Raw genomic sequence first — 26,099 nt, forward strand, 5'->3', positions numbered from 1 at the left:
GGCGGCCCTTGCGGTTGACTTGGCCAAGACCTTCCGATTTACACCGAACCAGCAAAAATCCCGACAGCGCGGACCATTTTCCCATGCTTGAAAAGACCTACGACGCAAAGACCGTCGAGCCGAAGATCGCCAAAGTCTGGGAAGAGGCCGACGCGTTTCGCGCCGGTGCCGGCGCCGAGGAGGGGGCCGAGGCCTTCACCATCGTCATCCCGCCGCCCAACGTCACCGGCTCGCTGCATATGGGCCATGCGCTCAACAACACGCTGCAGGACATTTTGGTCCGCTTCGAGCGCATGCGCGGCAAGAACGTGCTGTGGCAGCCCGGCATGGACCATGCCGGCATCGCCACGCAGATGGTGGTCGAGCGCCAGCTGATGGAAAAGCAGATCCATCGCCGCGACCTGACGCGCGAGCAGTTCATCGAGAAGGTGTGGGACTGGAAGGCTGAATCCGGCGGCGCCATCTTCAACCAGCTGAAGCGGCTCGGCGCTTCGGCCGACTGGTCGCGCGAACGCTTCACCATGGATGAAGGCCTGTCCAAGGCCGTGCTCGAAGTCTTCGTCACCCTCTACAAGGAAGGCCTGATCTACAAGGACAAGCGCCTGGTGAACTGGGACCCGAAACTGCTGACCGCGATCTCCGATCTCGAGGTCGAGCAACAGGAGGTCAACGGCAATCTCTGGCACTTCCGCTATCCGATCGAAGGCGAGACCTACGACCCGGAAAATCCGAAAACCTTCATCATCGTGGCGACGACGCGTCCTGAGACGATGCTCGGCGATACGGCGGTCGCGGTGAATCCGGACGACGAGCGATACCGGCATCTGGTCGGCAAGAACATTGTTCTGCCGATCGTCGGTCGGAAAATCCCGGTCGTGGCGGACGCGTATTCCGATCCCGAAAAAGGTTCTGGCGCGGTCAAGATCACGCCGGCGCATGACTTCAACGACTTCGAGGTCGGCAAGCGCCACAAGCTGCCGGCGATCAACATCCTCACCATCGAAGCCGCCATCAAGTTGAAGGACAATGAGGACTTCCTCGCCGGCCTCGATGTGACGCCGGAGCGCCAGGCCATATGGGACGAACTCGACGGGCTCGACCGTTTCGTCGCGCGCAAGAAGATCGTCGAGCTGATGGAGGCCGGCGGCTTCCTCGACAAGATCGAACCGCATCGCCACGCCGTGCCGCATGGCGACCGCGGCGGCGTGCCGATCGAGCCGTTCCTGACCGAGCAGTGGTATGCCAATGCCGCCGAACTCGCCAAGCCGGCGATCGCCTCGGTGCGCGAGGGCCGCACCAATTTCGTGCCGAAGAATTGGGAGAAGACCTATTTCGACTGGATGGAGAACATCCAGCCCTGGTGCATCTCGCGCCAGCTGTGGTGGGGTCACCAGATACCGGCCTGGTACGGGCCGGACGGTCGTGTCTTCGTCGAGAAGACCGAGGAAGAGGCTCTGGGCGCGGCGATCGAATATTATCTGGCTCTCGAAGGCCCCTGGAAGGCCTGGGTCGAGGACAAGCTGGAGAACTTCAAGCCCGGCGAGATCCTAACCCGTGACGAGGACGTGCTCGACACCTGGTTCTCGTCGGCGCTGTGGCCATTCTCGACGCTGGGCTGGCCGGATCAGACGCTGGAGTTGAAGACCTACTACCAGACCGACGTGCTGGTGACCGGCTTCGACATCATCTTCTTCTGGGTTGCCCGCATGATGATGATGGGCCTGCACTTCATGGACGAGGAACCGTTTCACACCGTCTATGTGCATGCGCTGGTGCGCGACAAGAACGGGCAGAAAATGTCGAAGTCGAAAGGCAACGTCATCGACCCGCTCGATCTGATCGACGAGTTCGGCGCCGATGCGCTGCGCTTCACACTGACGGTGATGGCGGCCCAGGGGCGCGACGTGAAGCTCGATCCGGCGCGCATCGCCGGCTACCGCAATTTCGGCACCAAGCTCTGGAACGCGACGCGCTTTGCCGAGATGAACGAAGTTGCCCGCAATGACGATTTCTGGCTGAACGACGCCAAGCTGGCGGTCAACCGCTGGATCCTAACCGAGCTGACACGCGCCGCGCGCGAGATCACCGACGGCATCACCTCATACCGGTTCAACGAGGCGGCAGGGGCGGCCTACCGCTTCGTCTGGAACCTGTTCTGCGACTGGTATCTGGAACTCCTGAAGCCGGTGTTCATGGGCGCGGATGAGGCGGCCAAGGCCGAGAGCCGCGCCTGCGTCGCCTTCGTGCTCGACGAGATCTACAAGCTCTTGCACCCGATGATGCCGTTCATGACGGAAGAGCTGTGGGCGCAGACGGCGGGCGAGGGCAAGGAGCGCTCTTCGCTGCTGTGCCATGCCGCCTGGCCGTCGCCGGACTTCGAGGACGCGCAAGCCGCCGCCGATATCAACTGGCTGGTTGATCTCGTCTCCGGCATCCGCTCGGTGCGCTCGGAGATGAACGTGCCGCCGGCGGCAATCGCGCCGCTGGTTGTGGTCGGCGCCAACGAGGTGACGCGTGAACGGCTGGTGCGCGAGGAGTCCGCGATCAAGCGGCTGGCGCGCGTCGGCGACATCTCATTGGCTGACGCGGCACCGAAAGGCTCAGCACAGATCGTGCTCAACGAGGCGACGATCTGCCTGCCGCTCGGCAGCCTGATCGACCTCGCCGCCGAGGCTGCCCGGCTGCAGAAGGAACTGGCCAAGGTCACCGAGGAAATCGCGCGCCTGCACAAGAAGCTGTCCAACGAACGCTTCGTCGCCAGCGCGCCGGCCGAGATCGTCGACGCCGAACGCGAAAAGCTCGCCGAATATCGCGACGCTCAGGACAAGCTTTCGGTGGCTTTGACCAGGGTTCGCGACGCCAGTTGAGGGGGATTCGGAGCCCTTCGGTCTGCCATCAGGACAGGCTGCTTCTGCCTTCAAAACAGGCATTCCGTTGCGGTAATCTTGACGTAAAAGGAAGTTTGCGCCCCATTGTTGCCATAATGTAACAATGGGGCGTTATACCTGCTAAAACAGCCTTTTCCTGGCCTGTTTTGGGCAGTTCTCGCTGATTTAATCTGTCGATTTGCGCTCAAAAGCCGGTTTTTAGGCCTATGGCGAGCGCCTGCACTTTGTCGAAAATACCTTCAGATCACCTGTGCGTGTACGCCTCTTGAATTCGTTGTTGCGCCGTTAACCTGAATTGGTTCTAGGTTGATGCACTGATGTTCGGGGAGGATTTTCATGAACAATTTGCGACTGAAAGCATTGGTGGGGGCAGGCTGCTTTTCACTGGTGGTATCGGCGGCAAGCGCTGGCGGCTTCGATCGTGGCGGCGTCAATATCGATCAGTTGTTTGATGCATCGCCCTATTCGTTCGACGCCGGAGTGACGTACGTGTCGCCACAGCGCAAGCTCAAGAATGTGAAGCGTCTAGATTCTCCTCCATTTCCGGTCGCTCTGTCATCTTCTTCGGTGGACGTTGGCGGCGATTACGCGGTGCCGCATATCGGGATAAAGGCCAACCTCTTTGAGGCGGTCGACTGTCTTGCGACCTATACGCGGCCCTATGGTGCTGATGCGGATTACGGAACGAACAACGCCTATTCGCCGACTGCGGTCAAATATTCAGTCAAGACAAACGACTATGGTCTCACCTGCTCCTACAAGCTCAATGTCGGCAAGGGCGACCTTCGGTTCATCGGCGGCGTTTCCTATCAGGATGTCGACGCCTTCTTGTCCCGTCAGACCCTATTGGCTGTTGGAAATACTGGCGTCGGGACATTCAAGCTATCAGACTCGGCGTGGGGATGGCGCGCTGGCGCCGCCTATGAAATCCCGGAAATCGCACTGCGCGGCAGCCTGATGTATTATTCGAGCTACAAATACGACGGCCTGTCAGGCACCGTCGATACCACCGGCTTTGCCGGAAAACCTTTGGGCAACGTTACTGGAATGTTCCCAGTGTCCGCTTCCGCAGAGATCCCCCAAGCCCTTGAGTTGAAGTTGCAGAGCGGTATCGCTCCGGGCTGGCTCGCGTTCGGCTCTGTGCGTTGGCAGCAGTGGAGCAAGCTCGGCATCATTCCTATCAGCGGTGTGCGCAGCCCTATTACCGGTCTGCCTTCAGCCACCTCTTTCGACTTGCTTTACCGCGATGGGTGGACGATTTCGGGTGGCATCGGTCACAAGTTTACTGACCAGATATCGGGTCTGGTTTCGCTGACATGGGATCGTGGAACCTCGACGACGTCCGGTTATCAATCAGATACTTATGCCTTGGCTACGGGCATTTCCTATTCGCCGAACGACAAGGTGGAAGTCAGGCTTGGCGGCTCGATCGGCGTGCTGACCAGCGGGTCATCGACCTTTGCAGGCGTGGGCGATGGTGCAAATGCCATTACTTACACTTACGGGAACGATCTGCTCCTGGCAGGCTCGGCTTCGGTCAAGGTCAAATTCTAGGCTTTTCAAATTCGCTTAGAAGGCCGGGTACTCTCCCGGCCTTTTTGTTTGCCGGCCTTCCGATTGGTTTTCCGAAAATCAGCGCACGCATTCCGTTGCGTCACAATTGACGTTAACGGGAGTTTTGGCCGTATTGTTGCCATAATGTAACAGCGGACAAATTAGCTATTTGAGATGTTACTCTTTGGGCTGTTCGACTGATTTTATTAGTTTTTTTGCCAATTTTTTGTGCGCCAGATGGGCATGCCAACTCGGCGGCGTTGGCTGCCTCATGAGGAAATGCACTTTCCAAAAATATGTACAAGTACGCCTCTTGAAATCGTTGTTGCACTACCCAAGCAATTGGTTCTTGCTTGGGTTGTATTCGAATTCGGGGAGGCGATTCATGAACAATCTGCGTCTTAAAGCGCTGCTGGGGGCAGGGTGCTTTTCGCTGGCTTTGCTCGGGACGGCGGTGAACGCGGCGCATGCCGGAGGCTTGGAGCGCGGCGGCTACGACGTCGACCTGTTGTTCGATCCGGCCCCATTCGCTTCGGACGTCAGCGGGACTTATGTCATGCCGGAGCGCAAACTCAAGAATGCGGTGGACACCGCCTTCGGCGGACCACCCCTGACGGTTAGTAGTACGGCCAACAACACCGAGAGCTACTGGGTGCCTTATGTTGGCGTCAAGGCGACACTTGGTTATGGCGTGGATTGTATGCTTGATTACTCGCAACCGTGGGGTGCGAGTTCAAACCCTGGCATCTGGAACGGCTCCTATTCCAACATCAACACCAACATCAAAAGCAACAATTACGCTGGCACGTGCTCCTACAAGATGGATGCCGGCAAAGGGCAGCTTCGCTTTATCGGCGGCGTTTTCTACCAGGAGGTCTATGGCTTCAAGGAAAGCTATGCCAGCCCGTTCCTGGGCACCACAATTGGCCGTGTGGACCTGACCAGCAGTGGCTGGGGCTGGCGCGCCGGTATCGCCTACGAAATCCCCGACATCGCGCTGCGTGCCAGCCTCGTCTACAATTCGCAAGTGAAGCTCGACAATATCGCGGGCACCCTGAATGTCGGCGGCAACGTCAGCAACATCTATGCTCCAACACAGTCGATGCCGGATTCACTGGAACTGAAACTCCAGTCCGGCATCGCGCCCGGCTGGCTTGCCTTCGGCTCGATCAAGTGGGTCAATTGGAGTGTGCTGCAGAGCGTTCCGATTTGTTCTACGGACTCTCAACCGTTTGCAACTTGCTCAAGCGGCGTTACGAATCCGCTGATCAGGCCGACTTCGCTCGACCTGATGTATCGTGACGGTTGGACGGTCACGGCGGGCCTCGGCCACAAGTTCAGCGAGCAGTGGAGCGGCGCCGCGCAGATCTCATGGGATCGTGGTACCTCGCATGGCTATGGCGATCAGACCGATACCTGGACGCTGGGCGGTGGTGTTGCCTATACGCCAACTCCCAATATCGAACTGCGTCTGGCCGGCGCCATCGGCGTCCTGACCAACGGCCATTCCGGTACACTGACCGACGAGAATGGCTATGTGGCCGGTACTGACGTCGCTTACGACTTCGGCAATGATCTGGTCACGGCAATATCCGGCGGCGTCAAGATCAAGTTCTAAGCTTTTGAAAGCTTTAGTAAAAGGCCGGGCGGTTCCCGGCCTTTTTCGTTTGCGCCGGCGTCGCCGATGCTCCAGTCATACAAGCTGCGTTGCATATAAGCCGCACTGGGGTCGCCTCGTGCGATTGTGACGTTTTGGCAACACTTTCTGAACAACCCCTGCGCTAGAAGTCAGGCCGGGGAAATTGCCCATTTCCCGCCATAAACCCGGCGCACCTCGAACCTGTCTCGGGACACGCGCCAAAAGGCTCGGCGATGGGACAGGCCGCACCGCCCGCGGCAAGGAAGAGAATGGACGCCAAAGTCATTTCCAAGGCTAAGCTCCCTAGCCGCCATGTGACTGTCGGTCCGGCGCGTGCGCCGCACCGGTCCTATCTCTATGCCATGGGGCTTTCCGCCGCCGAGATCGCACAGCCGCTGGTCGGCGTCGCCTCCTGCTGGAATGAAGCGGCCCCCTGCAACATCTCGCTGATGCGCCAGGCGCAGGTGGTCAAGAAGGGGGTAGCTGCCGCCAACGGCACGCCGCGCGAATTCTGCACCATCACCGTCACCGACGGCATCGCCATGGGTCACCAGGGGATGAAGTCGTCGCTCGTGTCGCGCGAGGTCATCGCCGATTCGGTCGAGCTCACCATGCGTGGCCATTGCTACGATGCGCTCGTCGGCCTCGCCGGCTGCGACAAGTCACTGCCCGGTATGATGATGGCCATGGTGCGCCTCAACGTGCCGTCGATCTTCATCTATGGCGGTTCGATCCTGCCTGGCAGCTATCGCGGCCGTCAGATCACCGTGCAGGATGTGTTCGAGGCGGTCGGCCAGCATTCCGTAGGCACGATCAGTGATGCCGAACTGCTTGAAATCGAACAGGTCGCCTGTCCCTCGGCCGGCTCCTGCGGTGCTCAGTTCACCGCCAACACAATGGCCACCGTCGCCGAGGCGATTGGTCTCGCGCTGCCCTATTCCTGCGGCGCGCCGGCGCCTTACGAAATGCGCGACCGCTTCAATTTCGCATCTGGCGAAAAAATCATGGAACTGATCGCCAAAAACATCCGGCCGCGCGACATCGTCACGCTGAAGGCGCTGGAGAATGCCGCGACCGTGGTTTCGGCCACCGGAGGCTCGACCAACGCAGCGCTGCACCTGCCGGCGATCGCGCATGAAGCCGGCATTAAGTTCGATCTCTTCGACGTGGCGAAAATCTTCGAGAAGACGCCTTACATCGCCGACCTCAAGCCGGGCGGGAAATACGTCGCCAAGGACATGTTCGAGGCCGGCGGCATCCCGCTTTTGATGAAGACCTTGCTCGACCACGGCTACCTGCATGGCGACTGCCTGACGGTCACTGGCCGCACTTTGGCCGAAAACATGGAACATGTTGCCTGGAATGAACAGCAAGACGTGGTCCGCCCGGCCAACAGACCAATTACCCAAACCGGCGGTGTCGTGGGGTTGAAGGGAAACCTTGCCCCCGAAGGCGCGATCGTGAAGGTCGCGGGCATGGCGGAGTTGAAATTCTCCGGCCCGGCGCGCTGCTTCGATTCGGAAGAGGAATGTTTCGAGGCGGTGACGCATCGCAACTACCGGGAAGGCGAGGTTCTCGTCATTCGCTACGAAGGACCGCGTGGCGGTCCGGGCATGCGCGAGATGCTGTCGACGACGGCGGCTCTCTATGGCCAGGGTATGGGCGGCAAGGTGGCGCTGATCACCGACGGCCGCTTCTCGGGCGCGACGCGCGGCTTCTGCATCGGCCATGTCGGGCCGGAAGCAGCCGTGGGCGGCCCGATCGGTTTGCTGAGGGATGGTGACGTGATCTCGATCGACGCCGTGAAAGGCACGATCGAAGTGGCGTTGTCCGATGAAGAACTGGCGGCGAGGGCAAAGACATGGAAGGCGCGCACGACCGACTATCAGTCGGGCGCGATATGGAAATACGCACAGACGGTCGGGTCTGCCCGCGACGGCGCGGTCACCCATCCGGGCGGTGCGAAAGAAACACACTGCTATGCGGATATCTGAGTTGTTGAAGTCAACACCAGAGTTGTTGAGGTCATCTGTCCTTTCGGCACTGGTCGCTGTTGCGATCTTTGGCGCCGTGGGCCAGGCCATGGCCTTCGACGACAAGGTGTTCGACGACAAGACCGGCGTGAAGCCGCAGTCGAGTCCGTGGGCGGTGTTCCAGTTCGGCTTTTCCGCCTACAAGAGCGGCCACAAGGAACAGGCTGCCGAAGCCTATAAATACGCCGCCGAAAACGGCCAGATCGGCGCCACCTGGAAGCTTGCCCGCATGTATGCCGAGGGCGACGGCGTGGCGCGCGACGACTATGAGGCGTTCAAGTTCTTCTCCGAGATCGTCGATCAGGATGTCGAGCCGGGCTCACCGGAAGAAAGCTACGTGTCCGACGCGCTGGTGGCGCTCGGCGATTATCTGCGCACGGGTATTCCCGGCAGCCCCGTCACCGAAAACGAGGTGGCTGCCCAAGAATACTACATGCGCGCCGCAGCCAACTACCGCAATCCGAATGCGCAGTTCGAGATGGGCCAGATGTTCCTTAAGGGCGAGGGCGGCGTGAAGGCCAGCGTCAAGCAGGCCGGGCGCTGGTTCCAACTCGCCGCCGAAAAGGGCCATGCCGGCGCGCAGGCGACGCTTGGCCATCTCTTGTTCCAGAGCGGCAAGATCGTTCGTGGCCTGGCGATGATGACCGCGGCGCTCGAACGCGCCTCGCCGGCCGATCAGCCCTGGATCCGCGGCATGCAGGAAGAGGCCTTCGCCGCCGCCGGCGAAGCCGACCGCCGTACCGCGATCTCGCTGGCGGACGACATCCTGACCAAGGGCACCGCCAACACGGACCAGTAGGCGCCAACGTCCCGCTGCTGGTTCCTGGCGAAAACGGGCAAGCGATCCTTCGCGTCTCTGTGCGCCGGACATTTCTTCAGAGAGATCAGCTGATCAGATTAATCAGTTCTCGGTCGGCTCCGTCGGCACCATGCTGGGGGCGGGCGTCGAGATCGGGGTGACGTGCAGGTGCGGCGCCATCGTATTTCCGGGGCAACTGTCACCGATCTTCGTCCAGGATGTGTTGTTGAGCACCATCTCGCAGCGGGCCAGATGGCTCTGATCGGCGATCATCAGGCATGCAACTTGACCAACGGGATAGGATTTTCCGTTGGCGAGGCATTCCTGAGCGGCATAGGCCGGCACGATCGCGGCCACGGCAAGTGCCACGCCGATCGGAGAAAGAGCAAATCGAATGGTCATGGGAACCCCGGCCGCCATGATGATTGTCCATCATGCGCCTGATTTGTGGCGATACAAGGTCGTTGTGGCGATGCAGGGTCCGGGCGATCGCCGGCAGAAGGATTTCCGTCAGGCCGGCCGCAGGGCGAGGTCGATTGCAACCGGCACGTGATCGGACGGCTTTTCCCAGGCACGCACGTGCTTTTCGATCGAGGCCGACGAGAACCGGTTGGCAGCTTCCGGCGACAGCAGCAGATGGTCGATGCGGATGCCGTTGTTCTTCTGCCAGGCGCCGGCCTGATAGTCCCAGAACGTATAGGTGTCCGGCGCATCGGTGACAGCGCGCACCGCCTCGGTGAAACCGAGGTTGAGCAGCCGCCGGAAAGCCTGCCGCGTCTGCGGCTGGAACAGCGCATCGCCCAGCCAGTTCTCCGGAAACCGCGCGTCGATCGGCTCGGGAATGACATTGTAGTCGCCGGCCAGCACCAGCGCCTCTTCCAGTCTCAGGCGCTCTTCGGCCCAGCGCTCCAGCCGCGCCATCCACGACAGCTTGTAGGGGAATTTTCTCTCGTCATCGATCGGATTGCCGTTCGGCAGATAGAGCGAGACGACGCGCAGCGCGCCCTTGTCGGTCGAGAACACGCCTTCGATGAAACGCGCCTGTTCGTCGGTGTCGTCGCCCGGCAGGCCGCGGTTCACTTCATCAAAGCGCAGCTTCGACAGGATGGCGACGCCATTAAAACCCTTCTGGCCATGGGTTTCGACATTATAGCCAAGCGCCTCGATCTCGGCGCGCGGGAACTGCTCGTCGACCGTCTTGATCTCCTGCAGGCAGACGACGTCGGGCGCGCTTTCGGTCAGCCAGTGGGTGAGGTTGCCGATGCGGGCGCGCACACCGTTGATGTTCCAGGTGACGATTTTCATGACGGGCTATTCTTCCTGCGGCGTGTGGCGTTCGACGAGGCCGATCGTATTGCCAGCCGGGTCTTTTAGAAAGGCCATCCATTCGCTTTCCCCTGCCGGACCGAACGTGCCTTCGGTGTCGCGATGGACGAGAGAGGGCGGGGCAGTGAAGGGGACGCCCGATGCCTTGGCGTCGGTGTGGAAGGCTTCGAGGCCTGCAATATCGAGATAGACCGTGCCGGCCGGAACGCCGTCGGTGAACAGCAGGCGCACATCGCCCGCCATGATGAAGGCGATGCCCGGTGGATCGTAACGGGCGTGCGCGGACATGCCGAGCACATCGCGCCAGAAAGCCAGCGTCGAATCAAGGTTGCGTCCGGCCGCCAGCGCGACCTGACGGACCGCGCCGATGGCAGGCATCTCAGTTGGACCGGTGTACTGGGATCTCGCCATTGTCCGCGATTACTTGCTTGATCACGTCACCCAAATGCGATGCTTGCTCGCGCGTCGTGCGCTCATCCATCCAGTCACAAGCATTGTAGAGATCGCCAAGCCAATGCGGGTATTCGTATGTTTGCTCGATGTGAGAAACCATCCGGCAAACATGGAAGGGTGCGATGTCGTCTTGCAGGTATTCGCGCAGGCGTCGAAGAAACACCTCTCGCGCCATTTCGCTGGCTTGCTGCGACCTGTCGTTGAAATCGGGAAATTGCCGCGCGATCAGCGACTTCAAATGACCATGAGCCTTCCCGAGAGCAACAGCGTTTCTTGGGTTGGACCGGACGAGTTGCTGATAGTTGAGATCGTCGGCGTAGCCAAGTGATGCGGCGTGAAGCCCAGCCCAACCGATAATGTCAGCATTAGAAATTGCCTCTATCTCGCGAGCGACAAGAACCTTCCTGGGATCCTCGCTGCCGTCGAGAAGCGGTGTCATGCCTTCAAATGCTGAAACTGGTGCCGCAGCCGCAGGAGGCGACCGCATTCGGATTGCGGATCTGGAACGACTGGCCCATCAGATCGTCGACGAAGTCGATCACCGAGCCGCCCATATAAACCAGCGACAAATCGTCGATCAGCACCGTGGCGCCGTCCTTCTCGATCGCGACGTCATCATCGTTGCGCGCATCGACCAGATCGAACTTGTAGGAAAAGCCGGAGCAGCCGCCGCCTTCGACGGAAACGCGCAGCGCCGTCTTGCCGGCCTCGCCCGAGACGATTTTCGCGATCCGCTTGGCGGCGGAGTCGGTCATTTCGACTTTCATGGTGGTCTTGGCATCAGCGCCCATGGGCGTCACCTTGCTTTCGGTTTCACATGATAGGTATGAAGCGCGAGGGGCCAAGTCAACTGCGGCAGCATCAGCCATGACCAATGAGTTGGGCGACATCGGATTCGGCTACCGGCCACGCGCGGCCTATGCCACCGATCCGGCGCGCTCGCGCGGGCGGCTGTTCGATGAGGTCGAAAGCCCAACCCGCACGCCGTTCCAGCGCGACCGTGACCGCATCATCCATTCGACCGCGTTCCGGCGGCTGAAGCACAAGACGCAGGTCTTCATCGCCCATGAAGGCGATCATTATCGCACAAGGCTGACACATTCGATCGAGGTGGCGCAGATCGCGCGTGCCTTGGCGCGAGCGCTGCGCGGCGACGAGGATCTCGCCGAGGCGGTGGCGCTTGTGCATGATTTCGGTCACACCCCCTTCGGCCACACCGGCGAGGATGCGCTGAACGAGAAGATGGCCGCCTGGGGCGGTTTTGATCACAATGCGCAGTCGCTGCGCATCGTGACGAGGCTGGAGCGCCGCTATGCCGAGTTCGATGGGTTGAACCTGGCCTGGGAAACGCTGGAGGGCCTGGTCAAGCACAACGGCCCGCTGACGGACGCTGGCGGCAAGGGCCTGAAGGGGCCGGTGCCGCAGGCGATCCGCGATTACTCGGAGCTGCAGGATCTTGAGCTGGACCGGTTCGCCGGCATCGAGGCGCAGTGTGCCGCGATCGCCGACGACATTGCCTACAACACGCATGACATCGACGACGGCTTGCGGGCAGGGCTGTTGACGCTCGACATGCTGGAGACGGTTTCGCTGCCGGGAACGATTCTGGCCGGCGTGCGCGAGCGCTACCCAGCGCTCGATGATGTCCGCACCGGGCATGAGCTGATGCGGCGGCAGATCACCGCCATGGTCGAGGACGTCATCGTCTCCACGACCGCCAATCTGGAGCGTGTCGGGCCACTGAGCGCCGATGCGGTGAGGGCGGCGGGCGAGACGATGGTGACCTTTTCCGCCGAGATGGCAGCGGCCGAGAAGGAACTGAAGGCCTTCCTCTACAAGCATCTCTACCGGCACAAGGAGGTGATGCGCGTGCGCGCTGACGCCGAGCGGATCGTCCGGGACCTGTTCGACGTCTATTTCGCCGACCCGCGCGCCATGCCGGACGGTTGGCGCGAGGGGCTGGATCGGGCCGAGGACCGCATCAAGGCGCGCAGCGTAGCGGACTTCCTGGCTGGCATGACCGACACCTACGCGCTCAAGGAACACCGGCGTTTGTTTGACCATACGCCGGATTTGAGCTAGGGCGGGCGCGATTTTGCCGGCCAACGAGCCGGATTCGCCATAAAGCCGCCAGAGCAATACCCATGAACATCTTCGCCGATTTCACCGCGCGAGTCATAAAGGCTGTCGAAGCGCTTGATCTGAAAGACAAGGACGGCGTTTCGCCCGACCTGTCGCGCATTGCCGTCGAACCGCCGCGTGACGCCAGCCATGGCGACCTCGCGACCAACGCGGCGATGGTGCTGGCCAAGCCGACCGGGCAGAACCCGCGCGCGCTGGCCGAAAGGCTGGCGCTGGCGCTGCGGGATGACGAAGATGTCGCTGGTGCCGAGGTCGCCGGTCCCGGCTTCGTCAATCTCAGGCTCAAGGACGGCTTCTGGCACGCCCATCTGTCGGCTCTTTTGGGCGAAGGGCGCAATTATGGCCGCTCGACTGTTGGGGCCGGCAGGAAAACCAATGTCGAATATGTTTCGGCCAACCCGACAGGGCCGATGCATGTCGGCCATTGCCGGGGTGCAGTGGTTGGCGATGCACTCGCCAATCTGATGGCGTTTGCCGGCTACGACGTGACCAAGGAATACGTGATCAACGACGCCGGCTCGCAGATCGACATGCTCGGCCGCTCGGTCATACTGCGGTATCGGGAGGCTTTGGGCGACGAGATCGGTGAGATTCCAGCTGGCCTTTATCCTGGCGATTATCTGGTTCCTCTTGGCCAGGCGTTGGCAAAGGAGTTCGGCCGCAGCCTGCTCCAGATGCCGGATGACGAGTCGCTGGCCATCGTCAAGGACCGCGCCATCGACGCGATGATGGCGATGATCCGCGAGGATCTGGCGCTAATCAACGTGCACCACGACGTGTTCTTCTCCGAGCGCACGTTGCATGCCGACAATGCCAGGAAGATCCGCTCGGCGATCAACGACCTGACGCTGAAGGGCCATATCTACAAGGGCAAGCTGCCGCCGCCCAAGGGTGAGAAGCCGGACGACTGGGAGGACCGCGAGCAGACGCTGTTCCGCTCGACCGCGGTCGGCGACGACATGGACCGGGCGCTGGTCAAGTCCGACGGTGCCTTCACCTATTTCGCCGCCGATGTGGCGTATCTGAAGGACAAGGTCGATCGCGGCTTCGTCGACCTGATCTATGTGCTTGGCGCCGACCATGGCGGCTACGTCAAACGGCTGGAAGCGCTGGCGCGGGCAATTGCCGGCGACGAGGTCAAGCTTACCGTCCTGTTGTGCAACCTGGTCAAGCTGTTTCGCGATGGCGAGCCGGTCCGCATGTCGAAGCGGTCTGGTGATTTCGTGACGTTGCGCGAAGTGGTTGAAGAAGTCGGCCGCGACGCGATCCGCTTCATGATGCTCTACCGCAAGAGCGATGCGCCACTGGACTTTGACTTTGCCAAGGTGACCGAGCAGTCCAAGGACAATCCGGTGTTTTATGTGCAGTACGCTTCGGCGCGCTGCCATTCGGTGTTCCGGCAGGCGAGCGAGCAGTTGGGCGAGGCGAATTTCGATCGAAGCAGCCTAGCGGCGGCGGTGGATTTGCTGACTGACGAGGGCGAGCTTGGCCTCATCCGCAAACTCGCCGAATATCCACGCCTGATCGAGTCCGCCGCTCTTGCGCTGGAGCCGCATAGGCTGGCATTTTACCTCTATGATCTGGCTTCCAGTCTCCACGGACACTGGAACCGTGGCACGGATAATCCGGACTTACGTTTTGTTAAGGTTAACGATCGTAAATTGACGCATGCCAGACTAGGGCTGGTGCAGGCTGTTTCGGACGTTCTCACGTCCGGCCTGACGCTGATCGGAGCCGCTGCGCCCACCGAAATGCGTTAGGTTTGACTAAAAAACCTGTCACCTTTTGCCCACATTGCGCTGGTATGGGCCAACCCTGCGCGACGTCCATGGCGTCCGAATGAGTGCGAGTTCGGGAACAATAATGGCAGACAGAACCCAGCTGAGAATAGCCGACAACAACGACATCGCCGCCGATGATCCGTTCGCGGAACTGACCAGGATCATGGGCTTTGACCCACGCCAGCCGGTCAAGCCGCAGTCGCCCGCTCAGCCGAAAGCCGATCAGTTGGCACAAGAGGGCGATTTCGACATCGACCTCGAAAAGGAAATGATGGGCGAGTTCGACGCTGGTGACAGCGCCGCCGCTCCGCTTGTCGAGGCTCATGAGCCGGCATTCGAAACGGCCGCCGCCGTTGCGGCGGACGACGATTTTGCCGTGTCGCTCGATGATGATTTTCATCTGGACTTCACGGGTGCCGATGACCATGCGGTCGATGCCCGCCATGCGATCCCTGATGCGGTCGAAACCGCGCCGGTCGTCGAACCTGCCTTCGATGCCGATTTCGACAATGCCGTCGCCAGTTCGCTCGAAGACGTGTCGCCCTTCGAGGACGATCTGCCGATCGAGGACGAGCTAGCCGCGTCGCTCGATCACGATTTCCACATCGAGGTCGAGGCCGAAGAGCCCCAGCAGGCCGCTGCCGAAGTGCCGGTGGCTGTTGCCTCGGATCATGAATTCGACGACGCGGTCGCGATTTCGCTCGAAGACGAGCTGATGCTTGACGACCATTCGCTTGACCACCACTCAGCGGATCAGCGCCATGCGGCGGCGACCGCGGTCGACTATCCGGAGCCGGTGCCGGCCGCCACGAATGAGGCACAGGCAATTTCCGACGAGGATTTCGCGGGTCACTTCGACGACGCCCTGGCCGATGTCGATATGGATTTCGACGTTCAGGCGGACGAGCCGGCGGCCTTTGACGGGGCGCAAACGCACGAAGTTTTCGCCGATGCCGTGGACGCGAAGGCCGCGATTTCAGACCCTGAAGCCGTGTTGGATGATGCCTTCGATCTGCACCTCGACGACGCGTTTGCCGAAGAGCCGGTCGCCGAAATTGCTGCCGCCGAGGTCCAGCCGGTGGCACCAGAGGCTCCGGCAGCATTCATAGCCGAGCCGGTGCGGGCGCCCGTGGCGAACAAGCGGAGCCTCGAGGACGAGTTGAATGCGCTTCTGGGCGCCATGACCGCGCGCACGCTGCCGTCGGCCAAGGAGCCTGTCGTTGCTCAGCCGGTCATGGCTCAACCCGTTATGGCTCAACCGGCTCTTGCTCCTGTCCAGCCAGCTGTCGCCGCGCCTGCAAAGGCTGCCGAGGAACCTGCCGATCTTGTTGGCGATCTCGACTGGGATCTCGATGAGCATGCGCCCGGGGATCTGCATGCCTCCAGCGCCGCTCACACCGATGTCGATCTCGACAATCTGCTGCTCGATGAGCTCCAGGGCCATGATCTTGGCGCCGATACCGCTGATGTCGATTTCGACAATGACGCGTTCGACGCGGCCTTGGCCAGGAGCCTCGATCCGCGCGACGCGGCAGCCTCCCGGCAGGACCAGGTTGATTCTCTTGATTGGCTGGCGGAACGTTCCGCGCCGACGGAGCCGACCCGTTCGTGGAGCCGCGTGACGCCGGTTCCCCAGCAGCCGGCATTTGCCGCGCAGCCGGCCGCTTCGATGGCGGCCAGGACCGTCGCGCCGGCAATGGCTCCAGCGGTCGCCCCGGCAGTCGCTGTGGTGCCGCCCTACCGTGCGCCCGAGCCGGTTGCGGCTGCCCCCTATGCAGCCCCCGTATCCGCACCGCAGACGCGACAGCCCTCGCGCTATGAAGAAATGCCCGATGTCGAGACCGTCGATGTGCCGGAGCGTGTCGTGGCGCTGGCGGACGATCTCGACATTCCCGAACTGCATTTCGAGGAAGATGAGCCGGCCGCATCAGGCTATGACGATCTTGACGCCGAATTCGCCAGCCTGCTGACGGAAATGAATTCGGTGGAAGTCGCGCCTGCTCCTGCTGCTCCCGCGAGCAATGCTGCTTATGCCGATGACTCCTACAATGCCGGATTCAATCCGGGATATGCGGCGGTCAATCCGGGATATGACGCGGTCAATCCGGGCTATGACGCAGTCAATCCGGGCTATGACGCAGTCAATCCGGGCTATCAGGCGCAGGCATATGAAGCGCCCAAGCCGGGTTATGACGGGGTCAAACCGGCCTATCAGCCGGAAGCGCGGACCTATGCGGCGCGACCGGCGGAAACGCCGGCCCGTGCTGCAGCGAACACAGGCTATGCAGATGCCGCCGACGGCTTTGATCTCGATAATCTGCCTGGCAGTCAGCCAGTCTCGCAGGCGGATGATTTCACGGTCGACGAGCTCGACTATGATCCCGAACTGGACGAGGCAATGTCCGTTCCGGGGCTCGGCGAACGCGAGGCGGCAAAGCCCGCGCGACGGCGCGGCCTTTTGATGGCCGGGATTGTCGGCGCTGTCGTGGTTGCCGGTGGCCTCGGTGCCTTCGCCCTGTCCTTTGGCGGCAAGCATGGCAGCGAAGCTCCTGTCATCGTCAAGGCCGACAATTCGCCGATCAAGATCAAGCCGGAAAATCCGGGCGGCACCGTGGTGCCGAACCAGGACAACAAGGTCTACGACGCGGTGATCAAGGGCGCCAAGCCCGCCGAGCCGGTCCAGCAAAAACTGGTCACCAGCACCGAACAGCCGGTGGATGTGCAGGCAAAGAACCCGGCCCGTGCCATCGATCTTTCTGGAGACCAGAGCGCTGCCGCAGGCGGAACGGATGACGGCAATGCCGTGTCGACCGCTGGCGTCGCGCCCACCGACAATGCCGCACCCGCGCCTAAATCAGAGGATCGCATTGCGCAGGTGCTTCAGGACACCGACAAGGGCAACAGCACCGATGTCGTTGCCGTTGCGCCGCGCAAGGTGAGGACCATGGTGGTCAAGTCGGACGGTTCGCTTGTGCCACGCGAGGATCCGGCACCTGCCGCCCCGCAAGCGGCCGCCACCGAGCCGACCGATCCGGCACCGCAGCATGTCGCCCCCTCGACGCAGGCCGATGCCGACCAGACCGGCACGGTGCCGACCGCTCCCGCCCAGGCGGATGACGAGCCGGCCCTCAAGCCGGCAGCCAAACCCGCTGCTGCGCCCAAAGCTACCGCCAAGGCACAATCCGCTAACACGCCCGCCAAGGTTGCGGTCGCGCCGCAACGCCCGTCCGACCAGCCGGTCGATGTCGTCGGCGAGGTCAAGCCCGATCAGGTGGCTTCCATCGATCCGGCCGCGGCCGGTGGCGGTTCGTGGTCGATGCAGGTTGCGTCGCAGCCGACGATCGAAAGCGCGCAATCGAGCTACCAGGATCTGCAGCGCCGCTATGGCAGCGTGCTTGCTGGCCGCACCGCCAACATCGTCAAGGCCGAGATCGCCGGCAAGGGCACGTTCTATCGCGTCCGTGTCGTGGCCCAGTCGCGCAACGATGCCATCAATCTGTGCACCAGCTACAAGGCTGCCGGCGGTAACTGCTTCGTCTCGCGCTAAACGCCGATCAACATCAAGCCGGCGCGGCCCAAGGCCGCGCCGGCTTTTTCATGTGCCCAACTTTTTCATGTGCCTGAAGTTTTTCATGTGGAAGCACTTCTGGCGCTGGACCGTCTACGACCCGAGACGATTCCCTTTGGTCGCGCGAAGCCCTAGACTCCAGGTATGACCGAATCAAAATCCATGATCCTCGGCTGTGCCGGGAAATCGCTCACCCGCGAAGAAATCAATTTCTATCGCAATGAATGCCCGTGGGCGTTCATTCTGTTTGCCCGCAACATCAGCGAGACCGAGCAGATTCGCGATCTGGTAGCCGAGATGCGCGACTGTATCGGGCGTCCGGATGCTCTGGTCTTCATCGATCAGGAAGGCGGCAGGGTGCAACGACTGCGGCCGCCGCTGGCGCCGAACTATCCGGCGGGTGGGGCGCTTGGCGCGCTGTGGCGCGACGATCATGATGCCGGCGCCCGTGCCGCATGGCTGATGGCGCGGCTGCACGCCTTCGACCTCTTACGCTACGGCATCACGGCGGATTGCCTGCCGGTGCTCGACGTGCCGATCGAAGGTGCCAGCGACGTCATCGGCGCGCGCGCCTATGGCAAGGAGCCGAGACCGGTGATCGAACTCGGCCGTGCGGCGGCCGAGGGGCTGATGGCGGGTGGTGTGCTGCCCGTCATGAAGCACATTCCAGGCCACGGCAGGGCTTTTGCCGACACGCATTTCGAGCTGCCGATAGTCAACGCCTCGCTGAGCGATCTGCAGCGGCATGATTTTGCCCCGTTCCGCGAGCTCAACCATCTGCCGATGGCAATGACGGCGCATGTCGTCTATAGCGCCATCGACCCCAACAATCCGGCGACCACCTCCGGCAAGGTCATCGATGAGATCATCCGTCGCGAGATCGGGTTCGATGGGTTGCTGATGAGCGACGACACCTCGATGAAGGCACTTTCTGGGGATTTCCCGACAAAGGCGGCCTCGATCCTTGCGGCGGGCTGCGATCTGGTCCTTCACTGCAATGGCGTTTTCGAGGAGATGGCGGGCATTGCCTCGCGCACCAAGGGGCTTGAAGGCCAGTCACTGGAGCGCGCAAAGCGGGCACTGACCTATATAAAGAAAAGCGACACGGTCGAAGAGACCGAGATACGCGCTGAATTTGCCACCTATTTCGATGCGGTGGCCTAACCAGGGGAAGTAACAGGGCTGTGGCGGAAACATTGGAAAGCAAGGCCGCGAAGGCCGCACCGATGGACCGTCTGTGGGCCGAAAATGACGATTCACGCGTCACCGGCGATCCGTCGCTGGTCGTGGACGTGGCCGGCTTCGAGGGCCCGCTCGATCTTCTCTTGCATCTTGCCCGCACCCAGAAGGTCGATCTGGCGCGCATTTCGATCCTGGCACTGGTCGAGCAGTATCTGACCTTTGTCGAGACGGCGAGGGCGCTGCGGCTCGAACTCGCCGCCGACTATCTGGTGATGGCGGCGTGGCTGGCCTTTCTCAAATCGAAGCTTTTGATTCCCAAGCAGCCGGGTGAAGAGGGCGAAAGCGGCGAGGAACTGGCGGCGGTGCTGCAGTTCCGGCTGAAGCGGCTGGAAGCGATGCGCGATGCATCGGCGCGGCTGGTCAACCGCAACCGGCTCGGCCGCGACGTCTTCGCGCGTGGCATGCCCGAAATGGTCATCATCGAGAAGCGCAACGCCTACTCGGCGTCGCTCTACGATTTGCTGACCGCCTATGCCCAGCAGCGGCAGAAGCAGGCGATCAACAATGTGACGATCGCCAGGCGCGGTGTCTGGTCGCTGAAGGACGCGCGCGACATCCTGACCCGGCTGGTCGGGGCCGTAAGCGACTGGACGACGCTGGAAAGCTTCCTGATCGTCTACATGACCAGCCCCGAGGAAAGGCGCACGGCTATCGCCAGTTCCTTCGCGGCAACGTTGGAACTGGTGCGCGACGGCACGATGGACGTGCGGCAGGATCAGACGTTTGCGCCGATCTATCTGCGCGGCCGCACGCAGTCAATCAAGGCAGTCGAGGTGGCATCATGCGCGAACGCGCCAACGCGTCCGTGATCCCGTTCAAGGTCGAGGATGAGCCGGATCGGGAGCTGTTTTCCGAGGAGGCGGCAGAGCCGGTGCAGAACCCTGGTGAGCGGCTGCACATGGCCGAAGCGGTGCGCATGGCCGAGGCGATCGTGTTCGCCAGTGCTGAGCCCGTGAGCGAAAAGCAACTTGCGGCGCGGTTGCCCGATGGCATCAACATCGCGGCGGCGATGGCTGATTTGCAGCAGATCTATGCGCGGCGCGGCGTCAATCTTGTGCGCGTCGGCGATGCCTGGGCGTTCCGCACAGCCGGTGATCTCGCCTTCCTGATGAGCCGTGACACGGTGCAGCAGCGCAAGCTGTCGCGGGCGGCCCTCGAAGTGCTGGCGATCATCGCCTATCACCAGCCGGTGACGCGCGCCGAGATTGAGGATATCAGAGGCGTCGAGACCTCGAAGGGCACGCTGGACACGCTGCTTGAGACCGAATGGGTGCGCATGCGCGGCCGCCGCAAAACGCCCGGCCGTCCCGTCACCTACGGCACCACCGAAACCTTCCTCGACCATTTTGCGCTCGAGGAAATCCGTGATCTGCCCGGCATGGAGGAGCTGAAGGGCGCTGGCCTGCTATCGGGCCGTATGCCGTCGAACTTCTCCATTCCGCAGCCGCCGGCCGATCCCGATGCGCTGACCGAGGACGAGGATCCGCTGACCGACATCGATCTGGAGGAACTCGGCCTGCTGACGCCGCGCGTCACGGAAGATTGACCCGTCGGCCTCTGTCCAAAAGCGCCGATAGGTCGTAGATGCGCCGATTGGTAGCGGGCCAGCGAGTCGAAAAAGCGTGACATCCGTCACCCTTTCAGAAACTCTGTCGCTGTTGTGTTTGAATCCCAACGCGAAAACGCATAGATCATCGCCAGGGAAAACATTCGAGAGAGATTTTGCTATGGGTTCATTTTCGATTTGGCACTGGATGATCGTGCTGGTGATCGTGCTGCTGGTGTTCGGCCGCGGCAAGATTCCGGAGCTGATGGGCGACATGGCCAAGGGCATCAAGAGCTTCAAGAAGGGCATGGCGGACGACGACGTGGCCGAGGACAAGCGCACCGTCGAACACCGTGCCGATGAGACCGTTTCGGCCGTGAAGGAAAAAGCCAGCAAGAGCTGAGCTAAAAAAGTTCTAGTCGGAACAGATTGCCATGTTTGAAGTCGGCTGGACCGAAATGCTGGTGATTGCGATCGTCATGATCGTGGTCGTCGGGCCGAAGGATTTGCCCAACATGCTGCGTACCTTTGGCCGCACGACGGCGAAGCTGCGCGCAATGGCGGCAGATTTCCAGAAACAGTTCAACGAAGCGCTGAAGGAAGCCGAGCTCGACGACGTCAAGAAGTCGGTTGACGAGCTCAGGGGCCTCAGCCCGGTTGCCGAGATCAAGAAGCAGCTTGATCCGTTCCATCAGGCGGCGGCCGATGTGCGTGCCGGCGTTGACGCTGCGATGAAGCCGAAGCCGGCCGCCGATCCATCGACACCCGCTGCGTCGACCCCACAGGCGGCCGAGCCGCTGAAGAACGGCGCGACGGAAATGCCTGGCGTGAGCGGGCCGCAAACCGCGCCCGCAACGCCCATATTCCCGGCGATGACTGATGAATCGGTGGTGACGGCATCCACGGAACCTGCAGTGACGCCGAAGGCGGCCCGGAAAGGTGCCAAGGCAGCGCCGGCAGCAAAAGCAATGACTTCCGCGAAGACAGTGACGGCAAAAGCCGCACCCGTGGTGAAGGCAAAGGCTGCACCCGTGGCGACGGCAAAAGCTGCGCCCGTGGTGAAGGCGAAACCCACGCCCGCGCCCAAGGCGTCGACAAAGGCCGTGGCAGCAGCAAAGCCTGAAACCGCAGCTGTGACGAAGCCCGTGGCCAAGACAACCGCCGCCAAGATAACTGCCACCAAGGCCGTGGCGAAAGCCGAACCGAAACCTGCGCCAGTGAAGAAGCCGGCGTCCAAGAAGACGGCGGGAGCCGCCAAGTGAGCGTTTCGGACAAGGAAAAGGACGAGATCGAGAAATCGTCGGCGCCATTGATGGAGCACCTGATCGAGCTGCGCAGGCGGCTTATCTGGTCGCTGGGCGGTTTCTTCGTCGCCTTCCTGGTTTGCTTCTTCTTCGCCAAGAGGCTGTTCAACCTTTTGGTCGTCCCCTTCAAATGGGCAACGAAATGGGCGGGGCTTGATCCGCACAAGGTCGAGCTGATCTACACCGCGCCGCAGGAATTCTTCTTCACGCAGGTGAAGCTTGCCATGTTCGGCGGCATGGTCATCGCCTTTCCGCTGATTGCCACGCAGATCTACAAGTTCATCGCGCCCGGGCTCTACAAGAACGAGCGCAACGCTTTCCTGCCGTTCCTCATTGCGTCGCCGGTCCTGTTCCTGATGGGCGCCTCGCTGGTCTATTTTTTCTTCACGCCGATGGTGATGTGGTTCTTCCTCGCCATGCAGCAGGCTGGCACCGACGATCAGGTGCAGATTTCGCTGCTGCCGAAAGTGTCGGAATATCTCAGCCTGATCATGACGCTGATCTTCTCCTTCGGCCTGGTGTTCCAGCTGCCGGTGGTGACCAGCCTGATGACGCGCGTCGGCATGCTGTCGTCCAAGGCGCTGGCCGAGAAGCGCAAATGGGCCATCGTCATTGCCTTTATCGTTGCCGCCGTGCTGACACCGCCGGATCCGATGAGCCAGATCGGTCTGGCCATTCCGACCATCCTTCTCTACGAGGTCTCGATCTGGGCCGCGCGCTGGATCGAGCGGGATCAGGAAAAGCAGCGCGTGGCGCGCGAGAAGGAAGATGCCGCGGAGACCGTGGCGGATAAAAAGCCGGACGAGCCCCCAACGCCGGCTGCTTCGTAAAGGCAACGGGCAGCTACGGAAAAAGACAGTCGCTGCCCAGTCTATCTTGCATCAATCAAGGATGCGGTTTACGCCCTCTGGCCTAGCTTGAGGACGGATAAACCATGCTTGACATCAAATGGATTCGCGACAACCCGAAGGCCCTTGTCGAGGCGCTGGTCAAGCGCTCGTGGTCGGCTGACGAGGCGCAGTCCACGGTCGATGATTTGATCGCCAGGGACGAGGCGCGGCGCGAGCATGTCACCGAGCTGCAGACCAAGCAGGAGCGCCGCAACGCCGCCTCGAAGGAGATCGGCAACGCCATGCGTTCGGGCGATGCCGCCCTTGCCGAAAAGCTGAAAGGCGAGGTCGGCGAGATAAAAACCTTCATCCAGAATGGCGAGGCGCGTGAGCGCGAGCTCGACAAGGCGCTGAACGATGCGCTGGCGGTGCTGCCCAATGTGCCGCTCGACGACGTGCCGGTCGGCAAGGACGAGCACGACAATGTGGTCAAGCACATCGTCGGCACGGTGCCGACACGGCCGAACTGGGTGAAGGAGCATTTCGAGATCGGCGAAGCGCTCGGCATGATGGATTTCGAGCGGGCGGCAAAGCTGTCGGGCTCGCGCTTCACCGTGCTGAGAAGCGGCCTGGCGCGGATGGAACGCGCCATCGGCCAGTTCATGCTCGACCTGCACACGACCGAGCACGGCTATGAGGAAGTGATCCCGCCGCTGATGGTGCGCGACGAGGTGTTGTTCGGCACCAACCAGTTGCCGAAATTCGAGGAAGACCTGTTCTTTGTGCAGCACGGGGAGGGCAGGCTTGGCCTGATCCCGACCGCCGAGGTCCCACTCACCAACCTCGTGCGCGAGGAAATCACCGCGCATGAAAAACTGCCGCTGCGCCTCACAGCGCTGACGCCGTGCTTCCGCTCGGAAGCAGGTTCGTCCGGACGCGACACGCGTGGCATGCTGCGCCAGCATCAGTTCTACAAGGTCGAACTGGTGTCGATCACCGACCAGGAATCCTCGCTCGCCGAGCACGAGCGCATGACGCAATGCGCCGAGGAAGTGCTGAAGCGGCTGGAACTGCCGTTCCGCACCATGGTGCTGTGCACCGGCGACATGGGGTTTGGCGCGCGCAAGACCTATGACATCGAGGTCTGGCTGCCCGGCCAGAACGCTTATCGCGAAATCTCGTCCTGCTCTGTCTGCGGCGATTTCCAGGCGCGCCGCATGGACGCCCGCTACAAGGATAGGGATGGCAAGGGCAACCGCTTTGTCCATACGCTGAACGGTTCCGGCACCGCTGTCGGTCGCGCGCTTATAGCTGTCATCGAAAACTACCAGAATGAGGACGGCAGCGTAACCATTCCTGAAGTGCTGCGGTCTTACATGGGCGGTCTGGCAAAGATCGAAGCGAAATAATGCGCATTCTTCTGACCAATGACGACGGCATCCATGCCGAGGGCCTGGCGTCGCTCGAACGCGTCGCCCGCACGCTGTCCGACGATGTCTGGGTGGTGGCACCGGAGCAGGACCAGTCCGGCTATGCGCATTCGCTGTCGATTTCGGAGCCGCTGCGGCTGCGCAAGATTGGCGAGAAGCATTTTGCCGTGCGCGGCACGCCGACCGACTGCGTCATCATGGGCGTGAAGAAGATCCTGCCCGGCGCACCCGACTTGATCCTGTCCGGTATCAATTCGGGCGCCAACATCGCCGACGACGTGACCTATTCCGGCACCGTCGCCGGCGCCATGGAAGGCGCGCTGCTCGGCATCCGCTCGATCGCGCTCAGCCAGGGCTACTCTTATGTCGGCGAGGATCGCGTCGTTCCCTACGAGACCACCGAGGCGTTGGCGCCGGCACTGCTGAAGAAGCTTATCGCCGCGCCGCTGCCGGACGGCGTGCTGCTCAACGTCAATTTTCCGAACTGCCTTCCCGAAGAGGTCGCCGGCACCGTGGTCACCTCGCAAGGCAAGCTCGTGCACAGCCTTTGGGTCGACGAGCGCCGTGACGGGCGCGGCCTGCCTTACTATTGGCTGCGCTTCGGCCGCGAGCCGGTCGAGGGCAAGCAAGGCACCGATCTCCATGCTCTGCGCAACCGTCTGGTGTCGGTGACGCCATTGCAACTCGACCTCACCGCGCATGAGATCCGTGACCAGCTAAGCAAGGCGCTTGCATGAACCACCCAGTCGATGATCGCGAGGGTTTTGCCGCTTTCCTGCTGCGCCTGCGCGGCAGGGGAAGGGTGCCGAAGGCACTGATCGCTGCTTTCGAGGCGACCCCGCGACGCGGCTTCCTGGCGCCCCACTTCCACCACATCGCCTGGTCGGATCGCATGCTGCCGATCGAATGCGGCGAGGCGATCGAAGGTGCGGACATGCAAGCGGCGGTGGTCGCCGCCCTTGCCATCGAGCCCGGCAACCGCGTGCTCGAGATTGGCACCGGCTCGGGTTACACGGCCGCGGTGATGTCGCGGCTCGCCGCGCGCATCGTTACCATAGACCGCTACAAGACCTTGACCGAGCAGGCGAAACAGCGCTTCGAAGCGCTCGGTATCGGCAATGCCATCGCGCGCCAGGCCGACGGTTCCGCCGGACTGCCCGCCGAAGGACCCTTCGATCGCATCGTCGCCTGGGCAGCCTTCGACAATCTGCCGCGCTTCCTGCTCGATCAGCTTTCGAGCGGCGGCATCGTGATCGCGCCGATCGGACCGGAGGAGGGCGAGCAGGTGCTGGCCAAGTTGACCAAGGTCGGCAGCCGTTTCGAGCGTGAGGACATCGGCATGGTGCGGCTGCAGCCGATTCTGCGCAGCGTTGCGGCCATTATCTGATAGCGAATGGGCCGGTTGTTCAAGCAATGATCGTCTGACGGCCGCATGCGCGGCGCGCATGGCCTTCCGTTGTAATCCCTTTTCACTAGCTCCCAAGGGCCGCTGCTGCGAGTTCGATCGGCTTCGCATGGGCTCAAGCGACGCCACGTCCGATTCCGTGGCAAGGTGAGCTCCAAA

At 61.8% G+C, this 26,099-nt stretch carries 22 protein-coding genes; 17 read left to right on the plus strand and 5 right to left on the minus strand.

Going from position 1 to position 26,099, the window contains the following annotated elements; translation table 11 throughout:
• The first annotated feature begins 83 nt into the window (after positions 1–83).
• The 5 genes from A3A9_RS0124540 to A3A9_RS0124560 all read left to right on the plus strand — a co-directional run bounded on the left by A3A9_RS0124540 (position 84) and on the right by A3A9_RS0124560 (position 8,913).
• Positions 84–2,867, plus strand: a complete 2,784-nt coding sequence (locus A3A9_RS0124540) for a valine--tRNA ligase (protein ID WP_027061143.1) — start codon at positions 84–86, stop codon at positions 2,865–2,867.
• Positions 2,868–3,224: 357 nt separating this feature from the next.
• Complete coding sequence (locus tag A3A9_RS0124545) at positions 3,225–4,442, plus strand: OmpP1/FadL family transporter (protein WP_027061144.1); 1,218 nt, start codon at positions 3,225–3,227, stop codon at positions 4,440–4,442.
• A 385-nt stretch (positions 4,443–4,827) separates the two neighbouring features.
• A complete protein-coding gene (locus A3A9_RS0124550; RefSeq protein WP_027061145.1) occupies positions 4,828–6,060 on the plus strand; it encodes an OmpP1/FadL family transporter in 1,233 nt (410 codons plus the stop codon).
• 290 nt (positions 6,061–6,350) lie between these two features.
• Positions 6,351–8,075 (plus strand): dihydroxy-acid dehydratase, encoded by a 1,725-nt coding sequence (gene ilvD / locus A3A9_RS0124555; protein ID WP_027061146.1) that lies wholly within the window; start codon positions 6,351–6,353, stop codon positions 8,073–8,075.
• Positions 8,062–8,913: a tetratricopeptide repeat protein gene (locus A3A9_RS0124560; RefSeq protein WP_027061147.1), complete on the plus strand. Its 852-nt coding sequence runs from the start codon at positions 8,062–8,064 to the stop codon at positions 8,911–8,913. Before ilvD ends, A3A9_RS0124560 begins: the two co-directional genes overlap by 14 nt.
• Positions 8,914–9,015: 102 nt before the next feature.
• On the opposite strand, the gene A3A9_RS0124565 is transcribed toward A3A9_RS0124560, so the two are convergent.
• The 5 genes from A3A9_RS0124565 to erpA form a co-directional block, all read right to left on the minus strand.
• Positions 9,016–9,333, minus strand: a complete 318-nt coding sequence (locus A3A9_RS0124565) for a hypothetical protein (RefSeq protein WP_027061148.1) — start codon at positions 9,331–9,333, stop codon at positions 9,016–9,018.
• Between the two features lie 90 nt (positions 9,334–9,423).
• Positions 9,424–10,218: an exodeoxyribonuclease III gene (gene xth / locus A3A9_RS0124570; RefSeq protein WP_027061149.1), complete on the minus strand. Its 795-nt coding sequence runs from the start codon at positions 10,216–10,218 to the stop codon at positions 9,424–9,426.
• Positions 10,219–10,224: 6 nt separating this feature from the next.
• On the minus strand, positions 10,225–10,617 hold the full coding sequence (locus A3A9_RS0124575; protein ID WP_027061150.1) for a VOC family protein: 393 nt from the start codon (positions 10,615–10,617) through the stop codon (positions 10,225–10,227).
• Position 10,618: 1 nt separating this feature from the next.
• Entirely contained in the window at positions 10,619–11,131 is a 513-nt protein-coding gene (locus tag A3A9_RS41860) for a hypothetical protein (protein WP_027061151.1), read from the minus strand.
• A gap of 4 nt (positions 11,132–11,135) precedes the next feature.
• Complete coding sequence (erpA, locus tag A3A9_RS0124585) at positions 11,136–11,483, minus strand: iron-sulfur cluster insertion protein ErpA (RefSeq protein WP_027061152.1); 348 nt, start codon at positions 11,481–11,483, stop codon at positions 11,136–11,138.
• Between the two features lie 76 nt (positions 11,484–11,559).
• On the opposite strand from erpA, the gene A3A9_RS0124590 reads away from it, so the two are divergent.
• From A3A9_RS0124590 to A3A9_RS0124645, 12 genes are all read left to right on the plus strand, one after another.
• Positions 11,560–12,774: a deoxyguanosinetriphosphate triphosphohydrolase gene (locus A3A9_RS0124590; RefSeq protein ID WP_027061153.1), complete on the plus strand. Its 1,215-nt coding sequence runs from the start codon at positions 11,560–11,562 to the stop codon at positions 12,772–12,774.
• Positions 12,775–12,836: 62 nt separating this feature from the next.
• Complete coding sequence (argS, locus tag A3A9_RS0124595; RefSeq protein ID WP_027061154.1) at positions 12,837–14,594, plus strand: arginine--tRNA ligase; 1,758 nt, start codon at positions 12,837–12,839, stop codon at positions 14,592–14,594.
• Positions 14,595–14,697: 103 nt separating this feature from the next.
• The gene (locus tag A3A9_RS0124600) at positions 14,698–18,162 is read left to right on the plus strand and encodes an SPOR domain-containing protein (RefSeq protein WP_027061155.1); all 3,465 of its coding nucleotides are present in this window, start codon (positions 14,698–14,700) and stop codon (positions 18,160–18,162) included.
• Between the two features lie 165 nt (positions 18,163–18,327).
• The gene (gene nagZ / locus A3A9_RS0124605; RefSeq protein WP_027061156.1) at positions 18,328–19,347 is read left to right on the plus strand and encodes a beta-N-acetylhexosaminidase; all 1,020 of its coding nucleotides are present in this window, start codon (positions 18,328–18,330) and stop codon (positions 19,345–19,347) included.
• A 62-nt stretch (positions 19,348–19,409) separates the two neighbouring features.
• A complete protein-coding gene (locus tag A3A9_RS0124610) occupies positions 19,410–20,234 on the plus strand; it encodes a segregation and condensation protein A (RefSeq protein WP_051371126.1) in 825 nt (274 codons plus the stop codon).
• Positions 20,207–20,971: an SMC-Scp complex subunit ScpB gene (scpB, locus tag A3A9_RS0124615; RefSeq protein WP_027061158.1), complete on the plus strand. Its 765-nt coding sequence runs from the start codon at positions 20,207–20,209 to the stop codon at positions 20,969–20,971. The genes A3A9_RS0124610 and scpB overlap by 28 nt, the downstream gene beginning before the upstream one ends.
• Positions 20,972–21,152: 181 nt before the next feature.
• Entirely contained in the window at positions 21,153–21,374 is a 222-nt protein-coding gene (locus A3A9_RS0124620; RefSeq protein WP_013895102.1) for a twin-arginine translocase TatA/TatE family subunit, read from the plus strand.
• A gap of 31 nt (positions 21,375–21,405) precedes the next feature.
• Entirely contained in the window at positions 21,406–22,233 is an 828-nt protein-coding gene (gene tatB / locus A3A9_RS0124625; RefSeq protein WP_027061159.1) for a Sec-independent protein translocase protein TatB, read from the plus strand.
• Positions 22,230–23,105, plus strand: a complete 876-nt coding sequence (gene tatC, locus A3A9_RS0124630) for a twin-arginine translocase subunit TatC (RefSeq protein WP_027061160.1) — start codon at positions 22,230–22,232, stop codon at positions 23,103–23,105. Before tatB ends, tatC begins: the two co-directional genes overlap by 4 nt.
• A 104-nt stretch (positions 23,106–23,209) precedes the next feature.
• Positions 23,210–24,514, plus strand: coding sequence for a serine--tRNA ligase (gene serS / locus A3A9_RS0124635; protein ID WP_027061161.1), 1,305 nt, complete (start codon positions 23,210–23,212; stop codon positions 24,512–24,514).
• Entirely contained in the window at positions 24,514–25,272 is a 759-nt protein-coding gene (surE, locus tag A3A9_RS0124640) for a 5'/3'-nucleotidase SurE (RefSeq protein WP_027061162.1), read from the plus strand. Before serS ends, surE begins: the two co-directional genes overlap by 1 nt.
• A complete protein-coding gene (locus A3A9_RS0124645) occupies positions 25,269–25,922 on the plus strand; it encodes a protein-L-isoaspartate(D-aspartate) O-methyltransferase (RefSeq protein WP_027061163.1) in 654 nt (217 codons plus the stop codon). The genes surE and A3A9_RS0124645 overlap by 4 nt, the downstream gene beginning before the upstream one ends.
• Positions 25,923–26,099: the final 177 nt, after the last annotated feature.

The organism is Mesorhizobium loti CJ3sym (genome assembly GCF_000472785.1).
Lineage (GTDB): Bacteria > Pseudomonadota > Alphaproteobacteria > Rhizobiales > Rhizobiaceae > Mesorhizobium > Mesorhizobium loti_E.